This is a genomic window from Erwinia sp. JUb26, from assembly GCF_003751505.1.
In the GTDB taxonomy this organism is placed as follows: domain Bacteria; phylum Pseudomonadota; class Gammaproteobacteria; order Enterobacterales; family Enterobacteriaceae; genus Erwinia.
Window position 1 is genome coordinate 171,253 of record NZ_RJVB01000002.1, and the last position, 26,815, is coordinate 198,067.

Here is a 26,815-nt window from a genome sequence, read left to right on the forward strand (position 1 = left end):
GTCGTCCCCCAAGGCTATCACATCAGACCATCGGCCTTATTCGTATTCGCTCATCGGCACACAGGAGCAGAACAGGTTGCGATCGCCGTAAACATCGTCCAGACGTTTCACCGTTGGCCAGTACTTATTGGCGCTGCCCGCCGGGAATACCGCCAGCTCGCGGCTGTAAGGATGCGCCCAGTCACCAACGATTTCCATCTGGGTGTGCGGCGCATTCACCAGTGGGTTATCCTCAGCCGGCCACTCACCGGCCGCCACGCGATCGATCTCGGTGCGGATAGAGAGCATCGCATCGATAAAGCGGTCGAGCTCAACTTTGCTCTCTGATTCGGTTGGCTCCACCATCAGCGTGCCCGCCACCGGGAATGACATGGTCGGCGCGTGGAAGCCGTAATCGATCAGGCGCTTAGCGATATCCAGTTCGCTGATGCCGGTCTGCTCTTTGAGCGGGCGAATATCCAGAATACATTCGTGGGCAACATGACCATCGCGACCGGTATACAGGATCGGATAGGCCGATTTCAGACGGGTGGCAATGTAGTTGGCATTGAGGATAGCTACCGAACTGGCCTGCTTCAGCCCCTCAGCGCCCATCATGCGGATATACATCCAGCTGATCGGCAGGATAGAGGCGCTGCCGAACGGTGCCGCGGATACCGCACCCTGCTCGGTCAGCATCCCTTCAATCTGCACCACGCTGTGGCCAGGAACAAACGGTGCCAGGTGCGCTTTTACGCCAATCGGACCCATGCCCGGGCCGCCGCCGCCGTGTGGGATGCAGAAGGTTTTATGCAGGTTGAGGTGGGAAACATCAGCGCCGATGTAGCCAGGCGTGGTGATGCCCACCTGCGCGTTCATATTGGCACCGTCCAGATAAACCTGGCCGCCAAACTGATGAACGATCTGGCAGACTTCACGAATGGTTTCTTCATACACGCCGTGGGTTGACGGGTAGGTGACCATAATGCAGGAGAGCGCTTCACCCGCCTGTTCCGCCTTAAGGCGCAGGTCGTGCAGATCGATATTCCCCTGACGATCGCAGGCAACGACCACCACATCCATTCCGGCCATCTGCGCAGAGGCCGGGTTGGTGCCGTGAGCCGAGCTGGGGATCAGGCAGATATTGCGGCCGCCTTCGTTACGGCTTTCATGGTAGCGACGAATGGCCAGCAGTCCCGCATATTCGCCCTGTGCGCCCGAGTTAGGCTGCATGCACAGCGCATCGTAGCCGGTCAGCTGTACCAGCCACTGAGAAAGCTGGCCGATCATCTGCAGATAGCCGGTGGCCTGCTCAGCCGGGCAGAACGGGTGCAGCTCGGCGAACTCCGGCCAGGTAATCGGGATCATCTCTGCGGCCGCGTTCAGCTTCATGGTGCACGAGCCCAGTGGGATCATCGCCTGATTCAGCGCCAGATCTTTCCGCTCCAGGCTGTGCATATAGCGCATCATCTCAGTTTCGCTGTGATGACGGTTAAATACCGGATGGGTCAGAATCGCATCTTCACGCAGCATCGCTGGCGCAACGGAATGGCTGTCGGCACTAACCTGAACATCCAGCGCATCGATGTCCAGCCCGTGTTCTTCACCCAGTAGGATAGAGAACAGCGCGGCAACCTCTTCGCGACGCGTGGTTTCATCCAGCGTGATTCCGACCGCGTGCAGAATATCGGTGCGCAGGTTGACGCCGAAGCTCAAAGCACGCTCCAGCACCGCCGCTTTATCGGCCACTTCGACCGTCAACGTATCGAACCAGCTGGTGTGGCGCAGGGTCAGACCGCCTTTTTGCAGTCCGGCGGCCAGAATATCGGTAAGGCGATGAATGCGCCCGGCGATACGCTTCAGGCCGGCCGGGCCGTGGAACACGGCGTACAGGCTGGCGATATTGGCCAACAGCACCTGCGAGGTGCAGATATTGGAGTTCGCTTTCTCGCGGCGGATATGCTGCTCGCGGGTCTGCATCGCCATACGCAACGCGGTGTTCCCGGCGGCATCGCGGGAAACACCGATGATACGGCCAGGCATTGAACGCTTGTGTTCGTCACGAGCGGCAAAGAAAGCCGCGTGTGGACCGCCGTAGCCCATCGGCACGCCAAAGCGCTGAGCCGAGCCGAAGACGATATCCGCCCCCTGTTTGCCCGGTGCCTGTAGCAGCACCAGGGTCATAAAGTCAGCGGCCACGCTGACCACGATCTTTTTGCTTTTCAGTTCGCTAATCAGGCTGCCATAGTCATGCACTTCACCGCCGGTGCCCACCTGCTGTAGCAGCACGCCGAAGACATCCTGCAGCTCAAGCACTTTTTCCGCTTTATCGACCAGCACCTCAAAACCAAAGGTTTCCGCGCGGGTACGCACCACGTCCAGCGTCTGCGGATGCACATCATCGGCCACGAAGAAGCGATTGGCATTTTTCAGCTTGCTGACGCGTTTCGCCATCGCCATCGCTTCCGCAGCGGCGGTGGCTTCATCCAGCAGTGAAGCGGAAGCAATATCCAGCCCGGTCAGATCCAGCGTGAGCTGCTGGAAGTTGAGCAGCGCTTCAAGGCGGCCCTGAGAAACTTCCGGCTGGTAAGGGGTGTAGGCGGTGTACCAGCCCGGGTTTTCCAACATATTACGCAGGATCACCGGCGGCGTCAGAACCGGGGTGTAGCCCATGCCGATGTAAGATTTATAACGCTGGTTCTGCGCGGCAATCGCCTTCAGCTCGGCCAGAGCCTGATGTTCAGTCAGCGCATCGCCAATCGGCGGCGGGCTGGGAAGCTGAATATCTGCGGGAACAATCGACGAAATCAGGTCGGTCAGTGAATCTGCGCCGACGGCATTCAGCATGGCGGCCTGCTGCTCTGGCGACGGTCCGATATGGCGTTCAATAAACGCGCCGTGATGTTCAAGCTGGCTGAGAGTCTGGGTCATGAGCGGTAAATCCTGCTTCGGGCATGTTGCGACAAATGGGTTACCGGTGATGGTTCACCGGCGTCGTCAGCGGCGAAGGCAGAAATGACGCCGTCTTCGCCGCGACCGGTTAAGGCATTACTCTTCGATCGACGCCTGATAGTCGGCGGCGCTGAGCAAGTCATCCAGTTCGGACGCATTGCTGGCTTTGATTTTGAACAGCCAGCCATCGCTGTAGGGGTCGCTGTTCACCAGCTCCGGCGAAGATTCCAGCTCGCTGTTTACGGCGATGATTTCGCCACTCAGTGGCGCATAGATGTCGGACGCCGCCTTGACGGACTCCGCAACCGCGCAGTCGTCGCCCTGGGCGTAGGTATTCCCCACTTCCGGCAGGTCGACAAAGACCATGTCACCCAGCAACTCCTGGGCATGCTCGGTAATCCCTACGGTATAGCTACCATCGGCTTCTTTACGCACCCATTCATGGCTGTCACGGTATTTCAGATCGGTTGGTACATTGCTCATCGACGCTCTCCAAAAAAGATGATTCCGTTAAACGTTCATGCCGCCGGTGCGTTTACAGCCCCTGTCCGGCACGGACTGGACGGGTAGATTCAGATTTATTTAGTTACCGGTTTACCGGCACGGACAAAAACAGGTTTGGTGACCTGCACCGGCACTTCGCGGTTGCGAATCTGGACGATGGCCTGTTCACCGATCCCGGCAGGAATCCGCGCCAGCGCAATACTGTAGCCCAGTGTCGGAGAGAACGATCCGCTGGTGATAATCCCTTCACGCGCGTTGCCGTCGGCGTCGGTGAAGCGCACCGGCAGTTCATTGCGCAGCACGCCTTTCTCGGTCATCACCAGACCCACTAGTTGCTCGGTGCCGGTTTTACGCTGGGATTCCAGGGCTTCACGGCCAATAAATTCGCGGTCGGCCGGTTCCCAGGCGATGGTCCAGCCCATATTGGCCGCCAGTGGAGAGACACCCTCATCCATCTCCTGACCGTACAGATTCATACCGGCTTCCAGTCTCAGCGTGTCGCGCGCGCCAAGGCCTGCGGGCTTGACGCCAGCCGCCAGCAGCTGCTGCCAGAACGACACCACCTGCTCGGACGGCAGAGCAATTTCATAACCCGCTTCGCCGGTGTAGCCGGTGGTGGCGATAAACAGGTCACCCGCCTGCACGCCGAAGAACGGTTTCATGCCGCTGACCGCCGCACGCTGTGCGTCATCAAAAAGCGTTTGCGCTTTCTGCTGGGCATTCGGGCCCTGCACCGCCACCAGCGCTAAATCATCACGCTCGCGGATTTCAATGCCGTAAGCTGTCGCGTGTTCGGTAATCCATGCCAGATCTTTCTCGCGCGTGGCGGAGTTCACCACCAGACGGAAAAAGTCTTCGCTCATAAAGTAAACAATCAGATCGTCAATCACGCCAGCGGAGGCGTTCAGCATGCCGGTGTAAAGCGCTTTGCCCGGCTGAGTCAGCTTGGCCACATCGTTCGCCAGCAGATAGCGCAGGAATTCCCGCGTGCGGGCACCGTGCAGATCGACAATGGTCATATGCGAAACATCGAACATTCCGGCATCGGTACGCACCGCGTGGTGCTCATCAATCTGCGAACCGTAGTGCAGCGGCATCATCCAGCCGTGAAAGTCCACCATGCGCGCACCGCAGGCTTGATGCTGTTCGAACAACGGAGTTTGCTGAGTCATAGTCTTCCTGTGCTGTCTGTCCGCCATCCTTGTGGATGCAGGGTGATTGACGCGCCCGTTTACCGCCCGTTAGCGGCCTGACGCAAACGTTATCTTGGCTTTGAAGTTACCACCGAAAATGGCAATTAACCATAAGTTAAACGGGGTCGAAATCACAGTTCAGCAATAAAGCCCCTGAACTCACTGCCAGTATCTATCGCTACTTAATTGAAATAACGCACACAAAAACAACAATAAATGGCCCTTACCGCAGATGAATCACAAAGATTCCGCACTCGATGTATAAAAAACGACTCCGGGAATTTTCTTATCGCATTACTAAAAATAATGCGAATGAGTGCGTTAAATTAGAATAATTCAAACGATGCACAATGATGGGGAGGCGGGTGCACCATTGGTGCAAGGGGGATAAAAAACAGGGAATTCGGCGTTCGCTGACCCGCCGCTGCGCCTGCCGGGCGGTCCTCGCGCCGCTTTGCGGTGCCTTCGGCTACGGCATCCGGCCTGCCGGACCGGCGGAGACGATACATCCATGTACCGACCCCGCCTGACGCCAGCCTCCTTGCTGGCGTCTCCTGGCCGAATGCCTCCACCTCAGCGCTGCGGATTGCCCGTCTGGCGCAGCGGCGAGTCATCTTTCAGGCTATGTGCTGGCTTTTTTAATCAGGAATTAAACAAAGTTACCCCGCTGGAACTAACCAAAGTCTTAACCCGTTATACGAGAACACCGGACTTTTAAGGCGACGCAGAAGTGACTAAGCGAATCGGCGGCTCCCTCGCCCGGGCAATCCACAGCGCTGAACGGAGTGAGGAAGCTCGTATGAGCCAGCAGGACGCTGGCGAAAGGGGCAGCCGGGGCAGGACGCCCCGTCTGCTCCGGTACGAAGGCTGACGAATGAAGTGAAGGCATCGCGCAAAGCGCGACGCGAGGACGCACGCCCGAGGGAGCCGCCGGTTAGCGTGCTCACCGCACTCAGAAAACAACGTGATTACAGCATCCTGGCAGCATCAGGCTCACAGCCCACTTCAGAACAAGCAAAGCCCCGATTCGTTATACGAGAACACCGGACTTTTTCAGGCGACGCAGAAGTGACTAAGCAAACCGGCGGCTCCCTCGCCTGGGCAATCCACAGCGCTGAACGGAGCGAGGAAGCTCGTATAAGCCAGCAGGACGCGGGCGAAAGGGGCAGCCGGGGCAGGACGCCCCGTCTGCACCGGTACGAAGGCTGACGAATGAAGTGAAGGCATCGCGCAAAGCGCGGCGCGAGGACGCCAGGGCGAGGGAGCCGCCGGTTAGCGTGCTCACCGCATCAAGAAAACACCTGAATTAGCGCAACCACTCGGGCAAATCATGCAGCCCCATCGCCTGCTTCAGCAATTTAGGCTTCACGCCCGGCAGCTTATCCGCCAGCGCCAGCCCGACATCACGCAACAGCTTCTTCGCCGGATTATCACCGTTAAACAGCTCGCGGAACCCCTGCATGCTGGCCAGCATCAACGCCGCACTGTGCTTGCGGCTGCGCTCATAGCGACGCAGATACAGATGCTCACCGATATCCCTGCCCTGCTGATGCAGGCGGCGGATCTCACCGATCAGCTCCGCCGCATCCATAAAGCCAAGATTCACTCCCTGGCCCGCCAGCGGATGAATGGTGTGGGCAGCGTCGCCCACCAGCGCCAGACGATGAGCGGCAAAACTGCGCGCAAAGCGCCCCATCAGCGGGAAGACCTGACGATCGCTTTCCAGCTCGCACAGCCCAAGACGTAGATCAAAATGCACCGACAGCTGCTGGTTGAACACTTCTTCCGGCATCGACTGCAAACGCGTGGCTTCCTGCGGGGGTAAAGACCAGACAATAGAACACAGATGCGGATCGCTCAGCGGCAGGAAGGCCAGAATACCTTCACCGTGGAACACCTGCCGGGCCACCGCATCGTGCGGTTTCTCGGTGCGGATGTTGGCCACCAGCGCATGGTGCTGATAATCCCAGAAGGTGAGCGGGATATCTGCTTTATTCCGCAGCCACGAGTTCGCACCGTCGGCGGCCACCAGCAGGCGAGCGGTCATCATGCTGCCGTCTTTCAGTGTCACAAACGCTTCGTTGTCGCCAAAAGCAACCTGCTGCAGTTCAGCAGGCGAAATCAGGGTGATATCGCTCAGGCTTTCTGCCCGCTGCCACAGTGCCTGGTGGATCACCCGGTTTTCAATAATGTGCCCAAGATGCGACAGGCCCTGCTGCTCATCGTCAAAGGCGATATGACCAAAGCTGTCGCGATCCCACACTTCCATGCCGTGATAGGCACTGGCACGGGTAGCCAGGATGGTGCTCCAGACGCCAAGATGCTGTAACAGGCGCTCGCTGGCGGCGTTGATCGCCGACACGCGCAGCGCATGTGGCGCATCAGCGGCAGCGGCAACCGGCGCTTCGCGCTCCAGCACCGCCACGCGCAGGCCGCTCCCCTGCAGGCCACAGGCCACCGCAAGGCCGACCATACCGCCACCGGCAACGATGACATCAAATGTTTGCATTACTGCTTTCTCCTCAACGCTTAACCCAGCCCAATGTGCGCTCGGCCAGCAAATTACGTAACGGCGGCAGATGATCCATCGCCAGCAGCCCCAGGTTGCGCCCTAGCGTCAGCGGTAGATAACGGTTGGCAAACAGCCGCACCAGCCCATCGGTCACGCTGATGGTGGCCTCAACATCCGGCTGGCGGCGCTGCTGATAGTGATGCAGCGTGGCGTAATCGCCCACGCTCTGCCCGCTGCGCCAGGCGGCGGCCACCGTTTCGGCCAGCGACATGACGTCGCGGATCCCCAGGTTGAATCCCTGTCCGGCAATCGGATGCAGCGTCTGCGCGGCGTTGCCCACCAGCGCAAGGCGGTGAGAAATATGCTGCGCGGCCGTTTGCAGCTGAAGCGGATAGCTGTGGCGCTGACCGACCTGAGTGAATCGCCCAAGACGCCAGCCGAAGGCACGCTGAAGCTCGCTGAGAAAGCGATCGTCGCTCCAGCCGTCAACCGCGCTTTTCTGCGCCAGCGGATGGCACCACACCAGCGAACTTCGCCCGCCGGACATCGGCAGCAGCGCCAGCGGCCCGTGCTCAGTAAAACGTTCGAACGCCTGCCCGCCGTGCGGCAATTGGGTGGAGACATTGGCGATCACCGCCACCTGCTGATAATTATCGCTGCTCCACTGCATCCCGCAGGCTGCCGCAACCTTTGAACGCGTCCCGTCTGCCGCAACCAGTAAATCGGCATCCAGCACATCCCCGCTGTCCAGCGTCACGCTGACCTGCTGCTGTGTACGCGCGACGTCCGCCACGGTGTTCGGGCAGCGCAGCGTGATGCCCGGTGCCTGCTTCAGTCGGGCAAACAGCCGCTGCCCGACGTCGTGCAGTTCCACCACGTGGCCCAGCGCCGGAACGCCATAATCGGCGGCATCGAGAGAAACGAAAGTGGCATGGCCGCGATCGCTGACGTGAACGTGGGTAATCGGGGTGGCGCAGGACGCCAGCGCCGACCATAAATCGATTGCCGCCAGCTGCTGGCTGGTGCCTTCCGCCAGTGCAATCGCCCGCCCGTCAAAACCGGGATGTGCCCGGCTTTCAGGTTCCCTGGCTTCAACCAGCGTGACCGCCAGCTGTCCCTGTGTCAGATGGGAGATCGCCAGAGCCAGCGTTGCGCCAGCCATTCCTCCCCCTGCGATTATTATGCTCATTGCTGCTTCGCTGCCGCCATCAGTGCTTCGATTTCATCGGCATCTTTTACCACCGTATCGGTCAGATTTTCGTTGCCGTCCGTAGTGATAATGATGTCATCCTCAATACGAATGCCGATTCCGCGATACTGAGCGGGAACATCGGCATCCGGTGCGATATACAGACCCGGTTCGATGGTCAGCACCATCCCCGGTTCGAGAAGACGATCGCGGTCCACGCCGTAGTGGCCAACATCATGCACGTCCAGACCCAGCCAGTGGCTCAGGCCATGCATAAAGAACGGGCGGTGCGCCTGTTCGGCAATCAGCGTATCAACATCACCGTGCAGAATGCCCAGGTCCACCAGACCGCTGACCATAATCGTCACCACTTCCGCCGTGACTTCACGAATGCTGGTGCCGGGACGATACAGTTCCAGCGCCTTGTACAACGATGCCAGAACGATGTCGTAGATATCGCGCTGCGGTGCGGTGAATTTGCCGCCAACCGGGAAGGTACGTGTGATATCACCGGCGTAGCCCTGATACTCGCAGCCGGCATCGATCAGCACCAGCTGACCTTCACGCATCTGACTTTCGTTTTCGGTGTAGTGCAGGATGCAGCCGTTTTCCCCGGCACCAACAATAGTGTTGTAGGACGGGAAACGTGCTCCGTGGCGATTAAACTCATGATGAATTTCGCCTTCCAGCTGATATTCGAACATGCCAGGGCGCGATTGCTGCATTGCCCGCGTATGTGCCAGTGCGCTGATACGACCGGCCTCGCGCAGCACCGCCTGTTCTTCTGACGATTTAATCAGGCGCATTTCATGTACCCAGGGCCGCCAGTCGGTCAACGTGGCCGGGGCGGAAAGATTCTGTCGAGAACCGCGACGCAGCTTGTCCAGGGCGCTGAAGACAATCTCGTCCATCTGCGCGTACTGACCCTGCGCGTGATACACCACGTCCAGCCCGTTAAGCAGCAGGTGAAGCTGCTCGCCGATCTCGCCCCACGGCAGCGCACGATCCACAGACAGCGCCTGCGGCGCCGCATCCTGACCCAGCCGACGACCAAACCAGATCTCAGCGGTGAGATCGCGTACGCGATTAAACAGCACGCTGTGGTTATGGCTCTCGTTACTTTTAATCAGGATCAATACCGCTTCCGGCTCGTTAAATCCGGTGAAGTACCAGAAATCACTGTTTTGCCGATAGGGATATTCGCTGTCGTTACTGCGCGTCACTTCCGGCGCGGCAAAAATCAGTGCCGCACTGCCGGGGGCCATTTTCGCTAACAGCGCCTGGCGACGGCGTAAAAATTCCTGCTGGGTCATTTGCTCTCCTTAGTTACGGAAGTTACGGATCCACCGCATGCAAGCCTTCAGTACACGCTTATGCTTAGTGCAGGGTAGGCTTTTGCACGACCACGTTGGTTGGCATCGAGCGAGTGAAGGTATCGTGGCACAGCAGCGCGGCAACGCGCACGTACTCGATAACCTCTTCCAGCGATTGCTCCAGCTCGTCCTGATCTTCATCTTCGTCGTAGCCCAACTGGGCGATAGTACGCAGATCGTCAATGGCTTCGCCAGTTTCACCCTTCACTTTATCGAGCTTCGGCTGGGTCACACCCAGGCCCAGCAGGAAATGGTTCACCCATCCCGCCAGCGCGTCGGCGCGATCGAAGACGGTGATGTCTTCATCGTCAGGCAGGTAAAGCTGGAACAGGAAACCGTCCTCTTCAAGAGAATCACCGATCGCCTGATGCAGCTCCTGCAGCGGCAGCGACAGCGACTGGGAGAAAGCCATGCCTTCATTGGTCAGGTCATGAACCAGCGCCTGCCAGCTACTGTCCTGGTTGCCCCCGCAGAGCAGTCCGCTGATCAAACCGTGCATTTCAGCGGGGGTCATCCCCACGCCCTGCTGTGTCAGTGCTGAAGCCAGAGTGTTGTATCCCGGCATTACGTTAGATAGTGACATTCGTTTTCGTCATCGTTGGCTGAATAAGTTCGTGTTATGCTACCACCAGGTACCTCAAGGATTCCATTAAAGGGGTTGTTTCTTCTCTCAGGGGTAGTTTATAGTGTCGCCCCTCCCGGCCCATTGCGTGGTAAGGGTGTTTGCGGGCGCAGTTTTCAGTCAGGAAGGTGGCATGTCTGCACAACCGGTAGATCTTCAAATTTTTGGCCGTTCATTACGAGTAAATTGTCCGCCCGAACAGCAGGATGCGCTGAATCTGGCTGCCGAAGACCTCAATCAGCGGTTGCAAGACTTAAAAGTTCGCACTAGAGTCACAAATACAGAGCAGCTGGTATTTATTGCGGCACTGAATATTTGCCATGAACTGGCGCAGGAAAAAGTCAAAACACGCGACTATGCGTCAAACATGGAGCAGCGTATTCGCATGCTGCAGCAGACCATTGAACAGGCATTACTTGAGCAAGGTCGCATTACTGAACGTACTGGTGCGAAGTTCGAATAACACTTTGGCGTTACCTGTGATAGAGTGACGGTGAAGTACAAAATTTCTCTGAGATGTTTGCAAGCGGGCCAGTCCCCTGAGCCGATATTTCATACCAAACAGAGTGTGGCGCTCTGTAACCTGTGTGCATGCCCGGCTCGTCCGGGAAGCCTGATGGTTACGACGGCATACTCACCTTGAACCAAGGGTTCAAGGGTTACAGCCTGCGGCGGCATCTCGGAGATTCCCACTTTTTTCTGCATTACTCTTCATTCTGTACGGTTTCTTTTCTACGCTATCGGCATCTTCCGCATCGTTTAACGGAGTAAGCCAACGCGATGAGCCTCAATCTTCTCGATCGTCAGGATATCCGCACTCACGTACGTCATCTACGTCGGGCACTCAGTGATGAGCAGCAGCAGTTGGCTGCGGTACAGGCTGCGGAACACGCACTCAGCTTCGCGCCGCTGGAACGAGCTAAAAATATTGCGCTGTTCCTTTCCGTTGACGGTGAACTGAATACCCGGCCGCTGATTGCCAAACTGTGGCAGCGCAAGCAGCGGGTTTACCTCCCCGTACTGCACCCCTTCTCTCCCGGAAACCTGCTGTTCATCCGCTATGACGAACAGACCGAACTGAAAAAAAACCGTCTGCGCATCCCGGAGCCGCCGCTGGATATCCGTCATCTGCTGCCGCTAAGCGAGCTGGACGTTCTACTGGTACCGCTGGTGGCGTTTGATGCGCAGGGTCAGCGCCTGGGTATGGGCGGCGGATTCTACGATCGTACGCTGCAAAACTGGCAGCAGCATGGTTTCTTACCGGTGGGGCTGGCACACGACTGTCAGCAGGTAGAAAAAGTCCCGACGGCCGCGTGGGATATCCCGCTGCCCGCGCTGATTACGCCATCGAAAATCTGGCAGTGGTAGATAAAAAAAGGGCGACCCGAAAGTCGCCCTTAATGTCGTTTACTGCATCAATCTACGGCGAACCCTGCGGCACGCCAGCGGGATTAGTACAGCAGACGCGCGCGGATAGTACCAGGAATCGCCTTCATCAGCTGCAGCGCTTTGTCCGCCACTTCCTGCGTGGCGTCAACGTCGATCACCACATAACCCATCAGCGGCGTCGTTTGCAGATACTGGGCTGAAATGTTGATGCCCTGATCGGCAAAGATCAGGTTGATGGCGGTCAACACGCCAGGGCGGTTTTCGTGGATATGCAGCAGACGGCTGACGCTGGCGCCGTGCATCGGCAGCGAGGCTTCCGGGAAGTTAACCGCAGACAGCGTTGAACCGTTGTCAGAGTATTTCGCCAGCTTACCGGCCACTTCAATACCGATGTTTTCCTGCGCTTCCTGAGTCGAGCCACCGATGTGCGGGGTCAGGATCACGTTGTCGAACTCGCACAGCGGTGAGTTAAACGGATCGCTGTTGGTCGCCGGCTCTTCCGGGAAGACGTCAATGGCCGCACCCGCCAGGTGTTTATCGGCCAGCACTTTGCACAGTGCAGGGATGTCCACGACGGTCCCGCGCGAGGCGTTGATCAGCAGTGAGCCCGGCTTCATCAGCGCCAGCTCTTCCGCACCCATCATGTTCTGCGTGGACTGCGTTTCAGGCACGTGCAGGCTCACCACATCGCTCATGTTCAGCAGGTCTGAAAGATGCTGGACCTGGGTCGCATTGCCCAACGGCAGCTTGCTTTCAATATCGTAGAAGAACACGTGCATACCCAGGCTCTCGGCCAGCACGCCCAGCTGCATACCAATGTGGCCATAGCCGATGATGCCGAGCTTTTTACCGCGCGCTTCAAACGAACCCACCGCCAGTTTGTGCCACACGCCACGGTGTGCCTTGGCGTTGGCCGCCGGCACGCCGCGCAGCATCAGCAGCAGCTCGCCGATAACCAGTTCAGCTACGGATCGGGTATTGGAGAAAGGTGCATTAAACACCGGGATACCGCGAATTGCAGCGGCATGCAGGTCAACCTGATTGGTCCCGATACAGAAACAGCCTACGGCGACCAGCTTTTCAGCGGCGGCGAAGATCTCTTCGGTAAGCTGAGTACGGGAACGCAGCCCGATAAAGTGTGCATCGCGAATGGACTCTTTCAGAGCCTCGCTATCCAGTGCACCTTTGTGAAATTCAATGTTGGTGTAACCTGCAGCGCGGAGATTATCGACCGCACTCTGATGTACGCCTTCCACCAGCAAGAACTTAATCTTGTCTTTCTCCAGTGATACTTTTGCCATTTCCCGACCTTTAATTAGCAGACTTCAGATGTGGCTGAATCCCTTTTACCGTTCATTTTGCCACCGCGGCATCGCGCAGCGAGATGAAAGATGGCGGGGATATAAGATTGCCTTCTGTCAAAATAACAAAATTTACGCTGGCAGCAATACAAACGATTGCCTGCCCCACAGCACGCCGGTGCTTTCCTTCAGAACAAACCGATAGAAAATCATGATGGGCTGCATCGCTTCAGGAGGATCGCGCGGCTGAGTCAGCTACTGTGACATAAGTCACTAAATTTTGACCGTAAAAGAAAAGATGTTTTTTATATCGAAATAACAGGCACCGCACGGGTGCCTGACAGATCATTTGGTAATAGTCTTCACGCCGTCGGCGGTGCCGATTAACGCCACGTCGGCGCCCCGGGCAGCAAACAGGCCGACGGTCACCACGCCAGGCAGCGCGTTGATGGCCACTTCCAGCGCGATCGGGTCAAGGATTTTGAGGTTGTAGACATCGAGAATGATATTGCCGTTGTCGGTGACCACGTCCTGACGATACTCTGGCAGGCCGCCCAGCTTCACCAGCTCGCGCGCAACGTAGGAGCGCGCCATCGGGATCACTTCAACCGGCAGTGGGAATTTACCCAGCACGTCAACCTGCTTGGTGGCATCGGCAATACAGATAAAACGTTCAGCCACTGCGGCAACGATTTTCTCGCGGGTCAGCGCGGCACCGCCGCCTTTGATCATCTGCATCTGGCCGTTGATCTCGTCGGCGCCATCAACATAGACTGCCAGCGAGTCAACTTCGTTAAGATTGAAAACGTGAATGCCTAACTCTTTGAGTTTAGCGGTGGACGCTTCAGAGCTGGAAACCGCGCCCTCAATCTGGTGTTTAATCGATCCCAGTGCATCAATAAAATGCGCGGCGGTAGAGCCGGTCCCTACGCCAACAATGGTGCCGGGAGTCACGTAGTCGAGCGCTGCCCAGCCAACGGCTTTTTTCAGTTCATCCTGCGTCATGATATGTTTAAACCTGTGAGTCACTGTGTGCGCGTAGTATAAAGCAATGACTGCAAAAATAATCGCCCATGAGAGTGACGGATGAGCAGGAATGGAAGCTGGCCCACAAAGTGGTTGATTCACAAAGTGACGTTTGCCCGCGCAAAAGATAAAAACTGTGGCATAGTGCTTAAACCACACCTGAGAAGAGTATAACGATTAATGAAACGTCCCGATTATCGAACGCTTCAGGCGCTGGATGCAGTGATTCGTGAACGCGGCTTTGAACGCGCCGCACAAAAGCTCTGTATTACCCAGTCCGCTGTTTCGCAGCGTATCAAGCAGCTGGAAAATATGTTTGGCCAGCCGCTGCTGGTGCGAACCGTTCCACCCCGCCCGACCGAACAGGGGCAAAAACTGCTGGCGCTGTTACACCAGGTTGAGCTGCTGGAAGAAGAGTGGCTCGGTGATGACAGCGGCGGCACAACGCCACTTTTACTGTCGCTGGCGGTCAACGCCGACAGTCTGGCAACCTGGCTGTTACCGGCACTGAAAACCGTGCTGACCGACTCTCCGGTGCGGTTAAATATTCAGGTAGAAGATGAAACCCGAACTCAGGAACGCCTGCGTCGCGGTGAGGTGGTGGGCGCCATCAGTATTCAGCCGCAGCCGCTGCCGAGCTGCCTGGTCGATCAGTTGGGTGCGCTGGACTATCTGTTTGTCGGTTCAAAAGAGTTTGCCGCGCGCTACTTCCCGAACGGCGTCACCCGATCCGCGCTGCTGAAAGCACCGGCGGTGGCGTTTGATCATCTGGATGATATGCATCAGGCCTTCCTGCAGCAGAACTTCGACCTGTCACCGGGCAGCGTACCCTGCCATATCGTGAACTCGTCGGAGGCCTTTGTGCAGTTGGCGCGTCAGGGCACCACCTGCTGTATGATCCCGCATCTACAGATTGAGCGCGAGCTGGCGGAAGGTGAGCTGATCGATCTGACGCCGGGTCTACTGCAGCGCCGTATGCTTTACTGGCACCGCTTTGCGCCGGAAAGCCGTCTGATGCGCAAAGTCACCGATGCGCTGCTGGCGCACGGTCATCGCGTTCTGCGTCAGGATACTGTTTAGGAAGGAAAGGTTGTGAGTTAACTGCGGGCGGGTCTGATATTTGGGCCCGCCCGCAGTACGTTATGACTTAAGGGTTACGCTGCAGTTCAAAGACCACATCAACCTGATCGTCGAAGTGAATGCTCTGCTGTTCGTAGGTTTGTGCCGCAGAGGTCATCGGTGCCGCATCTGCCGCTTTATACATCCGCGCCATTGGCATCGGCTGGTAGTTGGCAACGTGATAGCGCACGCTGTAGACCGGTCCAAGCTTGCTGCCAAAGCCCTGAGCCAGCTCTCCCGCTTGCTTAATCGCGTCATCAATCGCGGCTTTACGCGCCTTCTGGCGATACTGTTCAGGATCGGCCACGCCCAGCTCGACGGAGCGAATTTCGTTCAGGCCGTTTTTCAGCGCGCCGTCCAGCAGTTCGTTGAGCTTATCCAGCTGGCGCAGCGTAACCTGTACCTGGCGCACGGCGCGGTAGCCCTTCAGCACCGACTTGCCGTCTTTCAGATAATCATACTCCGGCTGGGTACGCAGATTGGCGGCGTTGATATCTTTCTTCTCAATGCCGCTTTTATTCAGAAAATCAAAATACTGCTGAACGCGAGTATCGGCCTGTTTTTTTGCTTCAGCCGCATCTTTCGCGGTGATGTTAACTTCAATCGCCAGGGTAGCAATATCCGGCGCGGCGTCCACGCTGGACTGACCTGACGTGACCACGTGCGGGCCGGCAGGCAGTTCATCAGCTTGTGTCACCAGCGGTAAACTACCCAGTACAATCATTGCGGCCAGAGCCAGTTTAGTAAGCTTCACTGCGTCCTCCATGGGGTGTCATATGCATCTGTTCGGGCGCTGCCGGAGCCGGGTGCTGCGGCAGCGTAATGTTCCGTCTATTCTTCACGGTACAGTGTAGAGCCCCGAATCCCGTCACGCTATGACCTGAATTCTGGAAGTGAGTTCAGATTAGTAAAAATCCAGCGCCTGCATTGCCAGCTTCAACGCAATCACCCACATCACGCCGCCCACCAGCAGATTGATGATGCGCTGCGCGCGCGGAGTATTCAGAACCGGCGCCAGCCAGGCGGCTAATATTGCCAGGCCGAAGAACCAGACAATCGACGTCGTTATTGAACCAAACGCAAACCAGCGACGCGCCTCTTCCGGTAGCTGCCCTCCCAGGCTCCCCAGCAGGACAAAAGTATCGATATACACATGGGGATTGAGCCAGGTCACGGCGATCATGGTGACAATAATCCGCCAGCGGCTCTGCTTCATCGCCCCGGCGGCAGCCAGCTGTACATCACCGCTGAAGGCAGTGCGTAGCGCCCCCCAGCCGTACCACAGCAGGAATGCGACGCCCGCCCAGGTCACCAGATTCAGCAGCAGAACCGACTGGCTGAGCAGCGCGCTACCGCCAAAAATACCGCCGCAGATCAACAGAATATCGCTGAGCGTGCAGAGCGCGGCGGTCATCAGATGATACTGGCGGCGCACGCCCTGGTTCATCACAAACGCATTCTGCGGCCCCAGCGGCAGGATCAACGCCGCGCCCATCGCAACACCCTGAAAATAAACGGATAACATAATAAAAAGACCTCATCTACACCAGATTTTCGGCAAGTGTATAGCGGCCACATCATTAGGGGAAATTTTATAATTTAATGCACCATCACTTTAGCTAATAGTCAGTAATGGCGGAGGCAACACGGCGTGAAGGTGAAAGGTCGCCGTCGCGGTCATCACGTTGTAAGGGGCCGTCGGCTATCATGCTGCAAAAAAAAGCCCCGACCAGCGACTGGCGGGGGCTTGATATGAAAATAATTACGCCGGTTTAGTCAGATCGACTTCAGGCGCTTTGGTCTGATGCAGGTGAACATCCATCTGCGGATAAGGGATGCCGATTTCTTTCGCATCCAGGGCGTTTTTAAACTCCTTCATCAGATCCCAGTAAACCTGCTGGAGATCTCCAGCCTTGCTCCAGCAGCGCACGACGAAGTTCAGTGAGGAAGGCGCCATTTCGTTCAGGCCAATCTGCACGCCGCGCTCCTGCAGCACACGCGGTTCAGCCTCAACAATGCCGCGCAGCAGAGTAATCACTTCCTCAACGTCAGCATCGTAGGCTACGCCAATAATGAACTCATTGCGGCGCTCCGGCTCGCGGGAGAAGTTAGTGATATTCCCGGCAATGATTTTACCATTCGGCACCACGACGATTTTGCCGTCGGCGGTTTTTAAGGTGGTAGAGAAAATCTGCACGTTCTGCACCGTTCCCATCACGCCGATATCAATAAATTCACCGGTGCGGAACGGGCGGAAGGTCACCAGCAGCACACCGGCCGCCAGGTTAGAAAGCGAGCCCTGCAGCGCCAGGCCAATTGCCAGACCGGCGGCACCGAGTACGGCAATCACCGAGGCGGTCTGCACACCCACGCGTCCCAGCGCGGCAATCAGCGTGAAGGCGATAATGCCGTAACGCACCAGCGCAGAAAGGAAATCAGCTACCGTCGCATCAAGATGACGGGCACGCATCAGGCGATTGATAGTATTGGAAACAATACGCGCAACGAGCATCCCGATAATAATGATCGCTATCGCTGCCACAATATTTACCGCGTAGCTCAGCAGCAGGGCCTGGTTGCGCACCAGCCAGTTCCCCGCATTGCTGATACCACCGACCACGTTTAAATCTTCCATTTTCCCATCCTGTTGTTTGCCCAAAAGAGGCGTTCAAAACTCTGCCGCCCGGCGGCAGCCTGAACACTAAGGGTAAGCAACCACGCGCGAATCTGCCAGGTTTCTGGCGTAATCAGCTGGAATTTATGGGAAAGTTGCATAAAAAAAGGCCCTTTCGGGCCTTTTTTGCACAGCGAACAAATTACAGAACGTCGATCGCGTTCAGTTCTTTGAAAGCCTGCTCCAGACGAACAACCATGGACGCCTGAGCTGAACGCAGCCACACGCGCGGGTCGTAGTATTTCTTGTTCGGGCTGTCTACGCCATTTGGGTTACCCAGCTGGCCCTGCAGATAGTCTTCGTTCTTTTTGTAGAACTGCAGAATACCGTCCCATGTTGCCCACTGGGTATCGGTATCGATGTTCATTTTGATCACGCCGTAGCCGATTGATTCTTCGATTTCAGCAGCTGAAGAACCGGAACCGCCGTGGAACACGAAGTCCAGGGAGTTATGCGGCAGGTTGTGTTTCTTGCTGACATAATCCTGAGAGTCGCGCAGGATAGTTGGGGTCAGCTTCACGTTGCCCGGCTTGTACACGCCGTGTACGTTACCGAAAGAGGCAGCGATGGTGAAACGCGGGCTGATTTTGCTCAGCTCAGTGTACGCGTAATCAACGTCTTCTGGCTGAGTGTACAGTGCAGATGCGTCCATATGGCTGTTATCCACGCCATCTTCTTCACCGCCGGTGCAGCCCAGTTCAATTTCCAGAGTCATGTCGAGTTTCGCCATGCGCGCCAGATATTTGCTGGAGATCTCAATGTTCTCTTCCAGAGACTCTTCAGACAGGTCGATCATGTGAGAAGAGAACAGTGGCTTACCGGTTTTAGCAAAGTGAGCTTCACCCGCGTCCAGCAGACCGTCGATCCACGGCAGCAGTTTCTTCGCGCAGTGGTCGGTGTGCAGGATAACCGGCACGCCGTAGTGCTCTGCCATCAGATGCACGTGATGAGCACCTGCGATCGCACCCAGGATTGCAGCAGCCTGTGGCTTGTCAGATTTCAGGCCTTTACCCGCGATAAAAGCAGCACCGCCGTTAGAGAACTGAACGATAACCGGAGATTTTACTTTTGCAGCAGCTTCCAGCACGGCGTTAATTGAGTCGGTACCGACGCAGTTAACCGCTGGCAGAGCGAATTTGTTCTCTTTCGCTACTTTGAAGATCTTCTGCACGTCATCGCCGGTGACAACGCCTGGTTTTACGAAATCAAAAATTTTAGACATGTTAGCTTGTCCTGTTTCTTCGGTCGTATTAAAGGATTCTGTTCGCACGCGGAGCCTTACGCGGCTCCGCTCCGAGGTTTAATTACTGCTTAGCACGTTCTTGCAGCATGGCGACTGCTGGCAGAGTTTTGCCTTCCACGAATTCCAGGAAAGCACCGCCGCCGGTAGAGATATAGGAAATTTTATCTTCGATACCGAACAGGTCGATAGCGGCCAGCGTATCACCGCCGCCCGCGATGGAGAATGCGTCGCTGTCTGCAATCGCTTTCGCCACGATTTCAGTCCCTTTACGGAAGTTCGGGAACTCAAACACGCCAACCGGGCCGTTCCACAGAATGGTTTTGGCTTCTTTCAGCAGCTTAGCCATCGCCAGCGCGGTTTCGTCGCCGAAGTCCATGATCTCTTCGTTGTCCTGAACTTCGCTGACTTTCTTCACGGTTGAAGGCGCGGTTTCAGAGAACTCGGTGCCCACGCGTGAATCGGTAGGAACCGGGATTTTGAACTCGTCGCGCAGTTTTTTCGCGGCTTCAACGAAATCTGGCTCATACAGCGATTTGCCGACGTTGTTGTCGATAGCCACGAAGGTGTTCGCGATGCCGCCGCCAACGATCACGGTATCGGCAATGTTCACCAGCGAGTTCAGCACGTCGAATTTAGTGGAAACTTTAGAACCACCGACAACGGCAACCATTGGGCGCGCCGGGTTAGACAGCGCTTTACCCAATGCTTCCAGCTCGGCTGACAGCAGCGGGCCAGCACAGGCAACCGGTGCAAACTTGCCTACGCCGTGGGTAGAGGCCTGAGCGCGGTGCGCGGTACCGAAGGCATCCATCACGAAGATGTCGCACAGCGCAGCGTATTTTTTAGAGAGGGCTTCGTCGTCTTTCTTCTCGCCTTTGTTAAAGCGAACGTTTTCCAGTACCACCAGCTTACCTGCGGTCAGCTCAACGCCGTCCAGGTAGTCTTTTGCCAGGGAAACATTTTCTGCGCCCAGCTTGTCTTTCAGGTAGTTAACGACCGGCAGCAGAGAAAACTCTTCGTTGTATTCACCTTCAACCGGACGACCCAGATGCGAGGTAACCATCACTTTCGCGCCCTGCTTCAGAGCGGCTTCGATGGTCGGCAGAGAAGCACGGATACGTGCATCTGACGTCACTTTCCCTTCTTTTACCGGCACATTCAGATCGGCACGGATCAGAACACGCTTACCAGCAAGATCCAGATCGGTCATCTTAATTACAGACATGGTGAACCCTCTCGTTGATTCTCAAAGTTTTACAGACGCATCCGCGTCCGGACTGAAACCGATATCGGCCATCGCTAACGTGGTATCCAGCATTCTGTTAGCAAAGCCCCATTCGTTATCACACCAGACCAAGGTCTTAATCAGGTGCTGACCACTGACCCGCGTCTGCGTGCCGTCAACGATGGCACTGTGCGGGTCGTGATTAAAATCAATAGAGACTAACGGTAATTCCGTGTAGTCAACTATACCACTAAAAGCCCCTTCTGACGCACTTTGCAGCAGGGCGTTGACCTCGCTGGCCTTGACCGCATCCCGCACGCTGACGCTGAGGTCAATCGCCGTCACGTTAATCGTTGGCACACGCACGGCAATCGCTTCAAAACGGTCATTAAATTTCGGAAAAATGCGGGTGATGCCCGCGGCCAGGCGCGTATCAACCGGAATAATCGACTGGCTGGCCGCGCGGGTCCGTCGCAGATCGGGATGGTATGCATCAATCACCTGCTGATCGTGCATCGCGGAGTGGATGGTGGTGACCGTACCCGACTCAATCCCCCACGCATCATCCAGCAGTTTGATAATCGGAATAATGCAGTTTGTGGTGCAGGAAGCATTCGACACTAACAGATGCTCCGGCAGCAGCTCTTGCTCATTCACGCCGAAAACGACCGTGGCATCCAGGTCATTGCCTCCCGGATGGGAGAACAGCACCTTCTTCGCACCTGACTGCAGATGCGCTTCACCGTCGGCACGGCTGCCATAGACGCCGGTACAGTCCAGCACGATATCCACATTCAGCTCGCGCCACGGCAGCGAGCCAATATCGGCATGATGCAGCAGGCGGATCGTATCATCGCCAACCGACAGCAGATCGCGCTCCTGACGTACATCCCAGGCAAAGCGACCATGGCTGGTGTCGTATTTCAACAGATGAGCCATCCCGGCGGCATCCGCCAGCTCGTTAATGGCCACCACCGTAATTTCAGCACGACGTCCGGTTTCGTACAGCGCACGCAAAACGTTGCGCCCGATGCGACCGAATCCGTTAATGGCAATGCGAACCGTCATATTACTCCTGCATCAGAATTCTCTATGAAATCGGACGATTAGCCTGAGCCAGACGCCGCGATTTGTACAGGAAATTCTTGCGTCACCACGGCGGCAAGCCAGAGGCTGCATCTGTGACGACAATCAAACTGAAACGCTTCAGCTAGAATAATAGAAGTGAGGAATAATAGGAATGACTGGGATCAATTGCGGGGCTTAACTTTCGATCTGCGTCACAAAATTACGCAAAAAATGGCACATTCTGGCGTAAGTTTCACCTGACGGTCGCCAGTGGTGGTGGAAATTTATACGAATACGCTGGCGGATTCCCCCCTACGGATTAGCCGTTCAGCCTGAGATCCCACACCCTGATAACCTTATCGTCAGCGGGGTAATTGCCATGCCGGATCGGGATTCAGATAAAGCTGGAATTTTACGTAGCGAATTGCTGAAAGGAGCCGGGACGGGAGCTTGATGAAATCGAACTCCATTGTTGCCGACCGACAAACAAAAAAAAGCACCGCCAGGCGGTGCTTTATTGGTAAACCGTCCCACAAAGGGCCGGTTGCGAAGGATTACAGCAGACCTTTCGCTTTAGCAACCACGTTATCCACGGTGAAGCCAAACAGATCGAACAACTGCTCAGCCGGTGCAGACTCACCGAAGCTGGTCATACCCACGATAGCGCCGTTCAGACCGGTGTATTTGAACCAGTAGTCCGCGATACCCGCTTCAATCGCTACGCGAGCGCTAACCGCTTTCGGCAGCACGGACTCACGGTAGGCAGCATCCTGCTTGTCGAAGGCGTCGGTAGACGGCATAGACACAACGCGAACCTTGTGGCCTTCCGCAGTCAGTTTGTCGAATGCGCCAACCGCCAGCTCAACTTCTGAACCGGTCGCAATCAGGATCACATCAGGGGTGCCCGCGCTGTCTTTCAGCACGTAACCGCCGCGAGCGATGTTAGCCAGCTGCTCAGGGGTACGCTCCTGCTGTGCCAGGTTCTGACGGGACAGGATCAGTGCGGTAGGACCGTCGTGACGCTCGATACCGTACTTCCAGGCCACTGCGGATTCAACCTGGTCACATGGACGCCATGCGCTGACGTTTGGTGTAACGCGCAGGCTGGCCAACTGCTCAACCGGCTGGTGAGTTGGGCCATCTTCGCCCAGACCGATAGAGTCGTGGGTGTAAACCAGCACCTGACGAATTTTCATCAGTGCAGCCATACGCACTGCGTTACGCGCGTATTCCACAAACATCAGGAAGGTCGCGGTGTAAGGCAGGAAACCACCGTGCAGGGTGATACCGTTAGCGATCGCGGTCATACCGAATTCGCGCACGCCGTAATGGATGTAGTTACCCGCTGCATCTTCGTTGATTGGCTTAGAACCGGACCACATGGTCAGGTTGCTTGGCGCCAGGTCAGCGGAGCCGCCCAGGTATTCCGGCAGCAGTTTACCGAACGCTTCGATCGCATTCTGAGACGCTTTACGGCTGGCGATTTTCGCCGGATTAGCCTGCAGCTGCTCAACAAATTTCTGCGACTCTTCTGCCCAGTTAGCCGGCAGGTCGTTGCTTACGCGACGTTTGAATTCGGTCGCCAGCTCAGGGAAGGCTTTCGCGTAGGCAGCAAACTTCTCATCCCATGCGGATTCCTTCGCCTGGCCCGCTTCTTTCGCATCCCACTGGGCATAAATGTCCTGTGGAATTTCGAACGGTGCGTGGGTCCAGCCCAGCTGCTTACGGGTCAGTTCGATTTCAGCATCGCCCAGCGGCGCGCCGTGGGAATCGTGAGTACCGGCTTTGTTCGGTGAACCGAAGCCGATGATGGTTTTGCACATCAGCAGTGAAGGCTTGTCGGAAACCGCTTTCGCTTCTTCTACTGCCTTTTTAATCGCTTCAGCGTCGTGGCCATCGATGCCGCGCACCACGTGCCAGCCGTAAGACTCAAAGCGCTTCGCGGTGTCGTCGGTGAACCAGCCTTCAATGTGACCATCGATAGAGATGCCGTTGTCATCATAGAACGCGACCAGTTTGCCCAGCTTCAGCGTACCCGCCAGTGAACAGACTTCGTGTGAGATGCCTTCCATCATGCAGCCGTCGCCCATGAACACGTAGGTGTTATGGTCAACAACATCGTGGCCCGGACGGTTGAACTGTGCGGCCAGCGTGCGCTCGGCAATCGCAAAACCAACGGCGTTAGCGATACCCTGGCCCAGCGGACCGGTGGTGGTTTCTACGCCTGCGGTGTAACCGTACTCTGGGTGACCTGGGGTTTTGGAATGCAGCTGACGGAAGTTAGCCAGTTCGCCGATTGGCAGATCGTAGCCTGTGAGGTGCAGCAGGCTGTAAATCAGCATGGAGCCGTGACCGTTGGACAGCACGAAGCGGTCACGATCGGCCCACAGTGGGTTTGACGGGTTGTGGTTCAGGAAGTCGCGCCACAGCACTTCAGCGATATCAGCCATACCCATTGGGGCACCCGGGTGGCCGGATTTGGCTTTCTGCACCGCATCCATACTTAATGCGCGAATGGCGTTGGCAAGCTCTTTACGAGAAGACATTTTCTACTCCAGGTCGGATTTAACGCTTCGCCGTACTTAACCTATTGTAATTAATGAGTTATCAGGCAAAGCCGAAGGAAAGTCGCCCATCAATGTACATGAAATATGGGTAACATGTACATGGCGCAGGATGTAAAAATAATCACATAAGTTGCACTTTGGGAATCTCCCGACTAGGCAAAGACAGCTGCAGGGACTATAACTCAACTATCTGGCGGGTTATTCATCACCCTTCCACCCGCTAACATTATGATTTATTTACCTTGTTACTAACAATGGATGAACCGGAATGAAGAAACGTATTTCTTTTGCCGCTCTGGCGCTGGCAACCCTTATTTCTGGCTGTCAAAACTTCGACAGCAATGGACTGATGCAGTCCGGCGCGCAGGCGTTTCAGGCCGCCACGCTGAGCGATGCGCAGGTGAAAGAGCTGAGTGATAAATCCTGCCAGCAGATGGACAGCAGCACGCAGATCGCCGATGCCAGCAGCACCTATGCGAAACGGCTGAGCAAAATATCTGCCGCGCTGGGTGATAACATCAACGGCACGCCGGCGAACTACAAGGTCTACGTCACCAAGGACGTCAATGCATGGGCGATGGCTAACGGCTGCATCCGCGTATACAGCGGTCTGATGGACATGATGACCGACAATGAAGTTGAGGCGGTTCTCGGCCACGAAATGGGGCACGTCGCCTTAGGCCACTCGCGCAAAGCCATGCAGGTGGCCTACGCGACGACCGCTGCACGCACCGCCGCGGCCTCTGCCGGTGGTATTGCCGCTTCACTTTCCCAGTCTCAGCTGGGTGATATTGGCGAGAAGCTGGTCAATTCGCAGTTCTCCCAGCGCCAGGAGTCGGAAGCGGATGATTATTCTTACGATTTGCTGCGCAAGCGCAACATCAATCCGGCAGGCTTAGCCACCAGCTTTGAAAAGCTGGCGAAGCTGGAAGCCGGTCGTCAAAGCTCAATGTTCGACGATCACCCGGCTTCAGAAGCACGTGCGCAGCATATCCGCGAGCGTATGGCGGCAGACGGAATAAAGTAAGCCAGGGCAAGCTGACCGTTTTCCCTCGCGTGGGCGATCTCCTGCGCGGGGCACCCACAGCGATGAACGGTATGAAAGCCAGCATGCGCCCACAGGGAGGTGGGCGAAAACAGAGGAAGATATCGCGCAACGCCCGCTCAGCAACGCGGTAAAGCGCGATGCAATTAACGCACAATATTTATTATAAAGTTATTAATTCAATTATAAAAAAGCATAAATTGATAATTAAACCGCACGACGGGTTAATTATTTAATTAAATTACCCGACATGAAAGTCTCTTACCAGACAATTCGATTCGTTATTTAAAACTCAGCATCAACTTTCACTGCCCTCTCCCGAGCCCACCACCAGCCCGCTACCGCAAAAAAAATACCACATCTTTTATCCCCGACGGTTTTCCAGAACCGCACAACCTGTAACTTATGTTCACATAATCATTGCAATCAATAAATAATGCGGTAAGTATTGCTCTCTCAGTCATGCGTATTTATATAATTTAGCCAGAGAATCAAACTCCCGTGAAAAAAGAACTTCCTTTAATTATTTTAAGTCTATTCTCAGCAATCCCTGCCGTTGCCAACCAGCAGTCCGACAGTAAAGGGCTTATTGACGACAGCCATTTAAACCTGTTTTTCCGCAACGCCTATATTAACCGTGATTATCACAACGGCATGCAGGATAAAGCCGAATGGGGCCAGGGCGCCGTGGCAACATTCCAGTCCGGCTATACCGAAGGTCCGGTTGGCTTTGGCATTGATGGCATTGCACAATATGCCGTTCGTCTTGACGGCGGAAGGGGCCGCAGCGGTGCCGGTGGCATCGATTTCTTCAAGCAGGGGAATGATGGCGGCAGGGCCAAATCCAACCTGGCCAAATTTGGTGCCACCGCCAAAATGCGCATCTCAAATACCGTTCTGAGCTACGGTAACCAGCGCCCGGCATTACCGATCATCACCGCCGACAGCTCCCGCCTGCTGCTGGAAAGCTATACCGGCACTATGCTGACCTCAAATGAGATTGCCGGGTTGGAGATCAATGCCGGTTATTTCACTGACGAGCAGCGTAAAAGCGACGACCGCCATAACAGCGGTTTAAAAAGCCTGTCATTCGGTGGCGCAAGCTATCAGTTCAACGACCGCTTCAGCGGTGCCGCCTATGCTTCCGATGTTAAAGACGTGCTGAACAAGCAATATCTGGGCATGAACGTTAATCAGCCGTTCGGCAGCAATCAGAAAATGGTTCTCGACTTTAACGGCTATAATTCCCGCCTGGATCCCGATTACGCCCGCAAGCTGGATACCGGCCGCAGTAATACCATCTGGAGCCTGGCGGCAAGTTATATCTGGGATGTGCATACCTTTAAACTGGCTTATCAGCAAAGCAGCGGCAGCACCGGTTATCATTACGGCGGCTATCGCAACGCGGACGGCACGGGCGACGGCGGTAACACCATCTGGCTGGCCAACTCCTACTGGTCTGATTTTAACGGCGAAGACGAACGCTCATGGCAGGCGTCCTATGGGTTAGACTTTTCCGCGATGGGATTGCCGGGGCTGAGCTGGACCACCGCTTACGTTCGCGGGGATAACATCAAAACCGCTGAAACGAGTAACGGCAAAGAACACGAATGGTTCAACCAGATTCAGTACCAGGTACAAAACGGCCCGGCGAAAGACCTGACGCTGAGGCTGCGCTATTCCGTGCTGCGGGTTTCCAGCAACGCCAGCGATTACAACGTGGGGGGTGATGAGATCCGCGCCTTCGTCGAGTATCCCTTTAACGCGTTCTGACAGCGCTATCTGAGCACTTAGCGTGGGAAAAAAGACGGCTGCCGCACGCGATTGTACGGCA

The 26,815-nt window shown here is 56.1% G+C and carries 21 protein-coding genes and 1 other RNA gene; 6 read left to right on the forward strand and 16 right to left on the reverse strand.

The genetic code is table 11. The features are described from left to right. Window positions 1–36: 36 nt before the first annotated feature. The 7 genes from gcvP to EC836_RS05935 all read right to left on the reverse strand — a co-directional run bounded on the left by gcvP (window position 37) and on the right by EC836_RS05935 (window position 10,285). The gene (gene gcvP, locus EC836_RS05905) at window positions 37–2,910 is read right to left on the reverse strand and encodes an aminomethyl-transferring glycine dehydrogenase (RefSeq protein ID WP_123331096.1); all 2,874 of its coding nucleotides are present in this window, start codon (window positions 2,908–2,910) and stop codon (window positions 37–39) included. 117 nt (window positions 2,911–3,027) lie between these two features. Next, window positions 3,028–3,414: a glycine cleavage system protein GcvH gene (gcvH, locus tag EC836_RS05910; RefSeq protein WP_123331097.1), complete on the reverse strand. Its 387-nt coding sequence runs from the start codon at window positions 3,412–3,414 to the stop codon at window positions 3,028–3,030. Window positions 3,415–3,509: 95 nt separating this feature from the next. Continuing rightward, window positions 3,510–4,607, reverse strand: a complete 1,098-nt coding sequence (gcvT, locus tag EC836_RS05915; RefSeq protein WP_123331099.1) for a glycine cleavage system aminomethyltransferase GcvT — start codon at window positions 4,605–4,607, stop codon at window positions 3,510–3,512. A 1,327-nt stretch (window positions 4,608–5,934) separates the two neighbouring features. After that, the gene (gene ubiI / locus EC836_RS05920; RefSeq protein WP_123331101.1) at window positions 5,935–7,137 is read right to left on the reverse strand and encodes an FAD-dependent 2-octaprenylphenol hydroxylase; all 1,203 of its coding nucleotides are present in this window, start codon (window positions 7,135–7,137) and stop codon (window positions 5,935–5,937) included. Window positions 7,138–7,150: 13 nt separating this feature from the next. Next, window positions 7,151–8,329, reverse strand: coding sequence for a 2-octaprenyl-6-methoxyphenyl hydroxylase (ubiH, locus tag EC836_RS05925; protein ID WP_123331103.1), 1,179 nt, complete (start codon window positions 8,327–8,329; stop codon window positions 7,151–7,153). After that, a complete protein-coding gene (gene pepP, locus EC836_RS05930) occupies window positions 8,326–9,642 on the reverse strand; it encodes a Xaa-Pro aminopeptidase (RefSeq protein WP_123331105.1) in 1,317 nt (438 codons plus the stop codon). Before pepP ends, ubiH begins: the two co-directional genes overlap by 4 nt. Before the next feature lie 64 nt (window positions 9,643–9,706). Next, on the reverse strand, window positions 9,707–10,285 hold the full coding sequence (locus EC836_RS05935; RefSeq protein WP_123331107.1) for a YecA family protein: 579 nt from the start codon (window positions 10,283–10,285) through the stop codon (window positions 9,707–9,709). 172 nt (window positions 10,286–10,457) lie between these two features. On the opposite strand from EC836_RS05935, the gene zapA reads away from it, so the two are divergent. From zapA to EC836_RS05950, 3 genes are all read left to right on the forward strand, one after another. Continuing rightward, window positions 10,458–10,787: a cell division protein ZapA gene (zapA, locus tag EC836_RS05940; protein WP_105592351.1), complete on the forward strand. Its 330-nt coding sequence runs from the start codon at window positions 10,458–10,460 to the stop codon at window positions 10,785–10,787. 42 nt (window positions 10,788–10,829) lie between these two features. Next, window positions 10,830–11,014, forward strand: a non-coding RNA gene (gene ssrS, locus EC836_RS05945) — 6S RNA. A gap of 90 nt (window positions 11,015–11,104) precedes the next feature. Continuing rightward, on the forward strand, window positions 11,105–11,692 hold the full coding sequence (locus tag EC836_RS05950) for a 5-formyltetrahydrofolate cyclo-ligase (RefSeq protein WP_123331109.1): 588 nt from the start codon (window positions 11,105–11,107) through the stop codon (window positions 11,690–11,692). A gap of 83 nt (window positions 11,693–11,775) precedes the next feature. Here the strand turns inward: EC836_RS05950 and serA are convergent, their stop codons facing one another. After that, window positions 11,776–13,014 (reverse strand): phosphoglycerate dehydrogenase, encoded by a 1,239-nt coding sequence (gene serA, locus EC836_RS05955; RefSeq protein WP_123331111.1) that lies wholly within the window; start codon window positions 13,012–13,014, stop codon window positions 11,776–11,778. A 345-nt stretch (window positions 13,015–13,359) separates the two neighbouring features. Next, complete coding sequence (gene rpiA / locus EC836_RS05960) at window positions 13,360–14,019, reverse strand: ribose-5-phosphate isomerase RpiA (protein WP_123331113.1); 660 nt, start codon at window positions 14,017–14,019, stop codon at window positions 13,360–13,362. A 201-nt stretch (window positions 14,020–14,220) separates the two neighbouring features. On the opposite strand from rpiA, the gene EC836_RS05965 reads away from it, so the two are divergent. Beyond that, entirely contained in the window at window positions 14,221–15,120 is a 900-nt protein-coding gene (locus EC836_RS05965; protein WP_105592355.1) for a LysR family transcriptional regulator ArgP, read from the forward strand. Window positions 15,121–15,187: 67 nt separating this feature from the next. On the opposite strand, the gene EC836_RS05970 is transcribed toward EC836_RS05965, so the two are convergent. From EC836_RS05970 to tkt, 7 genes are all read right to left on the reverse strand, one after another. Then, window positions 15,188–15,913 (reverse strand): oxidative stress defense protein, encoded by a 726-nt coding sequence (locus EC836_RS05970; protein WP_199735040.1) that lies wholly within the window; start codon window positions 15,911–15,913, stop codon window positions 15,188–15,190. A gap of 150 nt (window positions 15,914–16,063) precedes the next feature. Then, on the reverse strand, window positions 16,064–16,684 hold the full coding sequence (gene argO / locus EC836_RS05975) for an arginine exporter ArgO (RefSeq protein ID WP_123331118.1): 621 nt from the start codon (window positions 16,682–16,684) through the stop codon (window positions 16,064–16,066). Between the two features lie 237 nt (window positions 16,685–16,921). Further along, the gene (gene mscS / locus EC836_RS05980) at window positions 16,922–17,794 is read right to left on the reverse strand and encodes a small-conductance mechanosensitive channel MscS (RefSeq protein ID WP_123331120.1); all 873 of its coding nucleotides are present in this window, start codon (window positions 17,792–17,794) and stop codon (window positions 16,922–16,924) included. A gap of 181 nt (window positions 17,795–17,975) precedes the next feature. Next, the gene (fbaA, locus tag EC836_RS05985) at window positions 17,976–19,055 is read right to left on the reverse strand and encodes a class II fructose-bisphosphate aldolase (RefSeq protein ID WP_123331122.1); all 1,080 of its coding nucleotides are present in this window, start codon (window positions 19,053–19,055) and stop codon (window positions 17,976–17,978) included. 82 nt (window positions 19,056–19,137) lie between these two features. After that, window positions 19,138–20,301, reverse strand: coding sequence for a phosphoglycerate kinase (pgk, locus tag EC836_RS05990; protein ID WP_123331124.1), 1,164 nt, complete (start codon window positions 20,299–20,301; stop codon window positions 19,138–19,140). Between the two features lie 21 nt (window positions 20,302–20,322). Continuing rightward, window positions 20,323–21,369: an erythrose-4-phosphate dehydrogenase gene (epd, locus tag EC836_RS05995; RefSeq protein WP_123331126.1), complete on the reverse strand. Its 1,047-nt coding sequence runs from the start codon at window positions 21,367–21,369 to the stop codon at window positions 20,323–20,325. A 554-nt stretch (window positions 21,370–21,923) separates the two neighbouring features. Then, complete coding sequence (gene tkt, locus EC836_RS06000; protein ID WP_123331127.1) at window positions 21,924–23,915, reverse strand: transketolase; 1,992 nt, start codon at window positions 23,913–23,915, stop codon at window positions 21,924–21,926. A gap of 289 nt (window positions 23,916–24,204) precedes the next feature. On the opposite strand from tkt, the gene EC836_RS06005 reads away from it, so the two are divergent. After that, entirely contained in the window at window positions 24,205–24,963 is a 759-nt protein-coding gene (locus EC836_RS06005) for a M48 family metallopeptidase (protein ID WP_123331129.1), read from the forward strand. Window positions 24,964–25,482: 519 nt separating this feature from the next. Next, complete coding sequence (locus EC836_RS06010; protein WP_123331131.1) at window positions 25,483–26,754, forward strand: OprD family outer membrane porin; 1,272 nt, start codon at window positions 25,483–25,485, stop codon at window positions 26,752–26,754. Window positions 26,755–26,815: the final 61 nt, after the last annotated feature.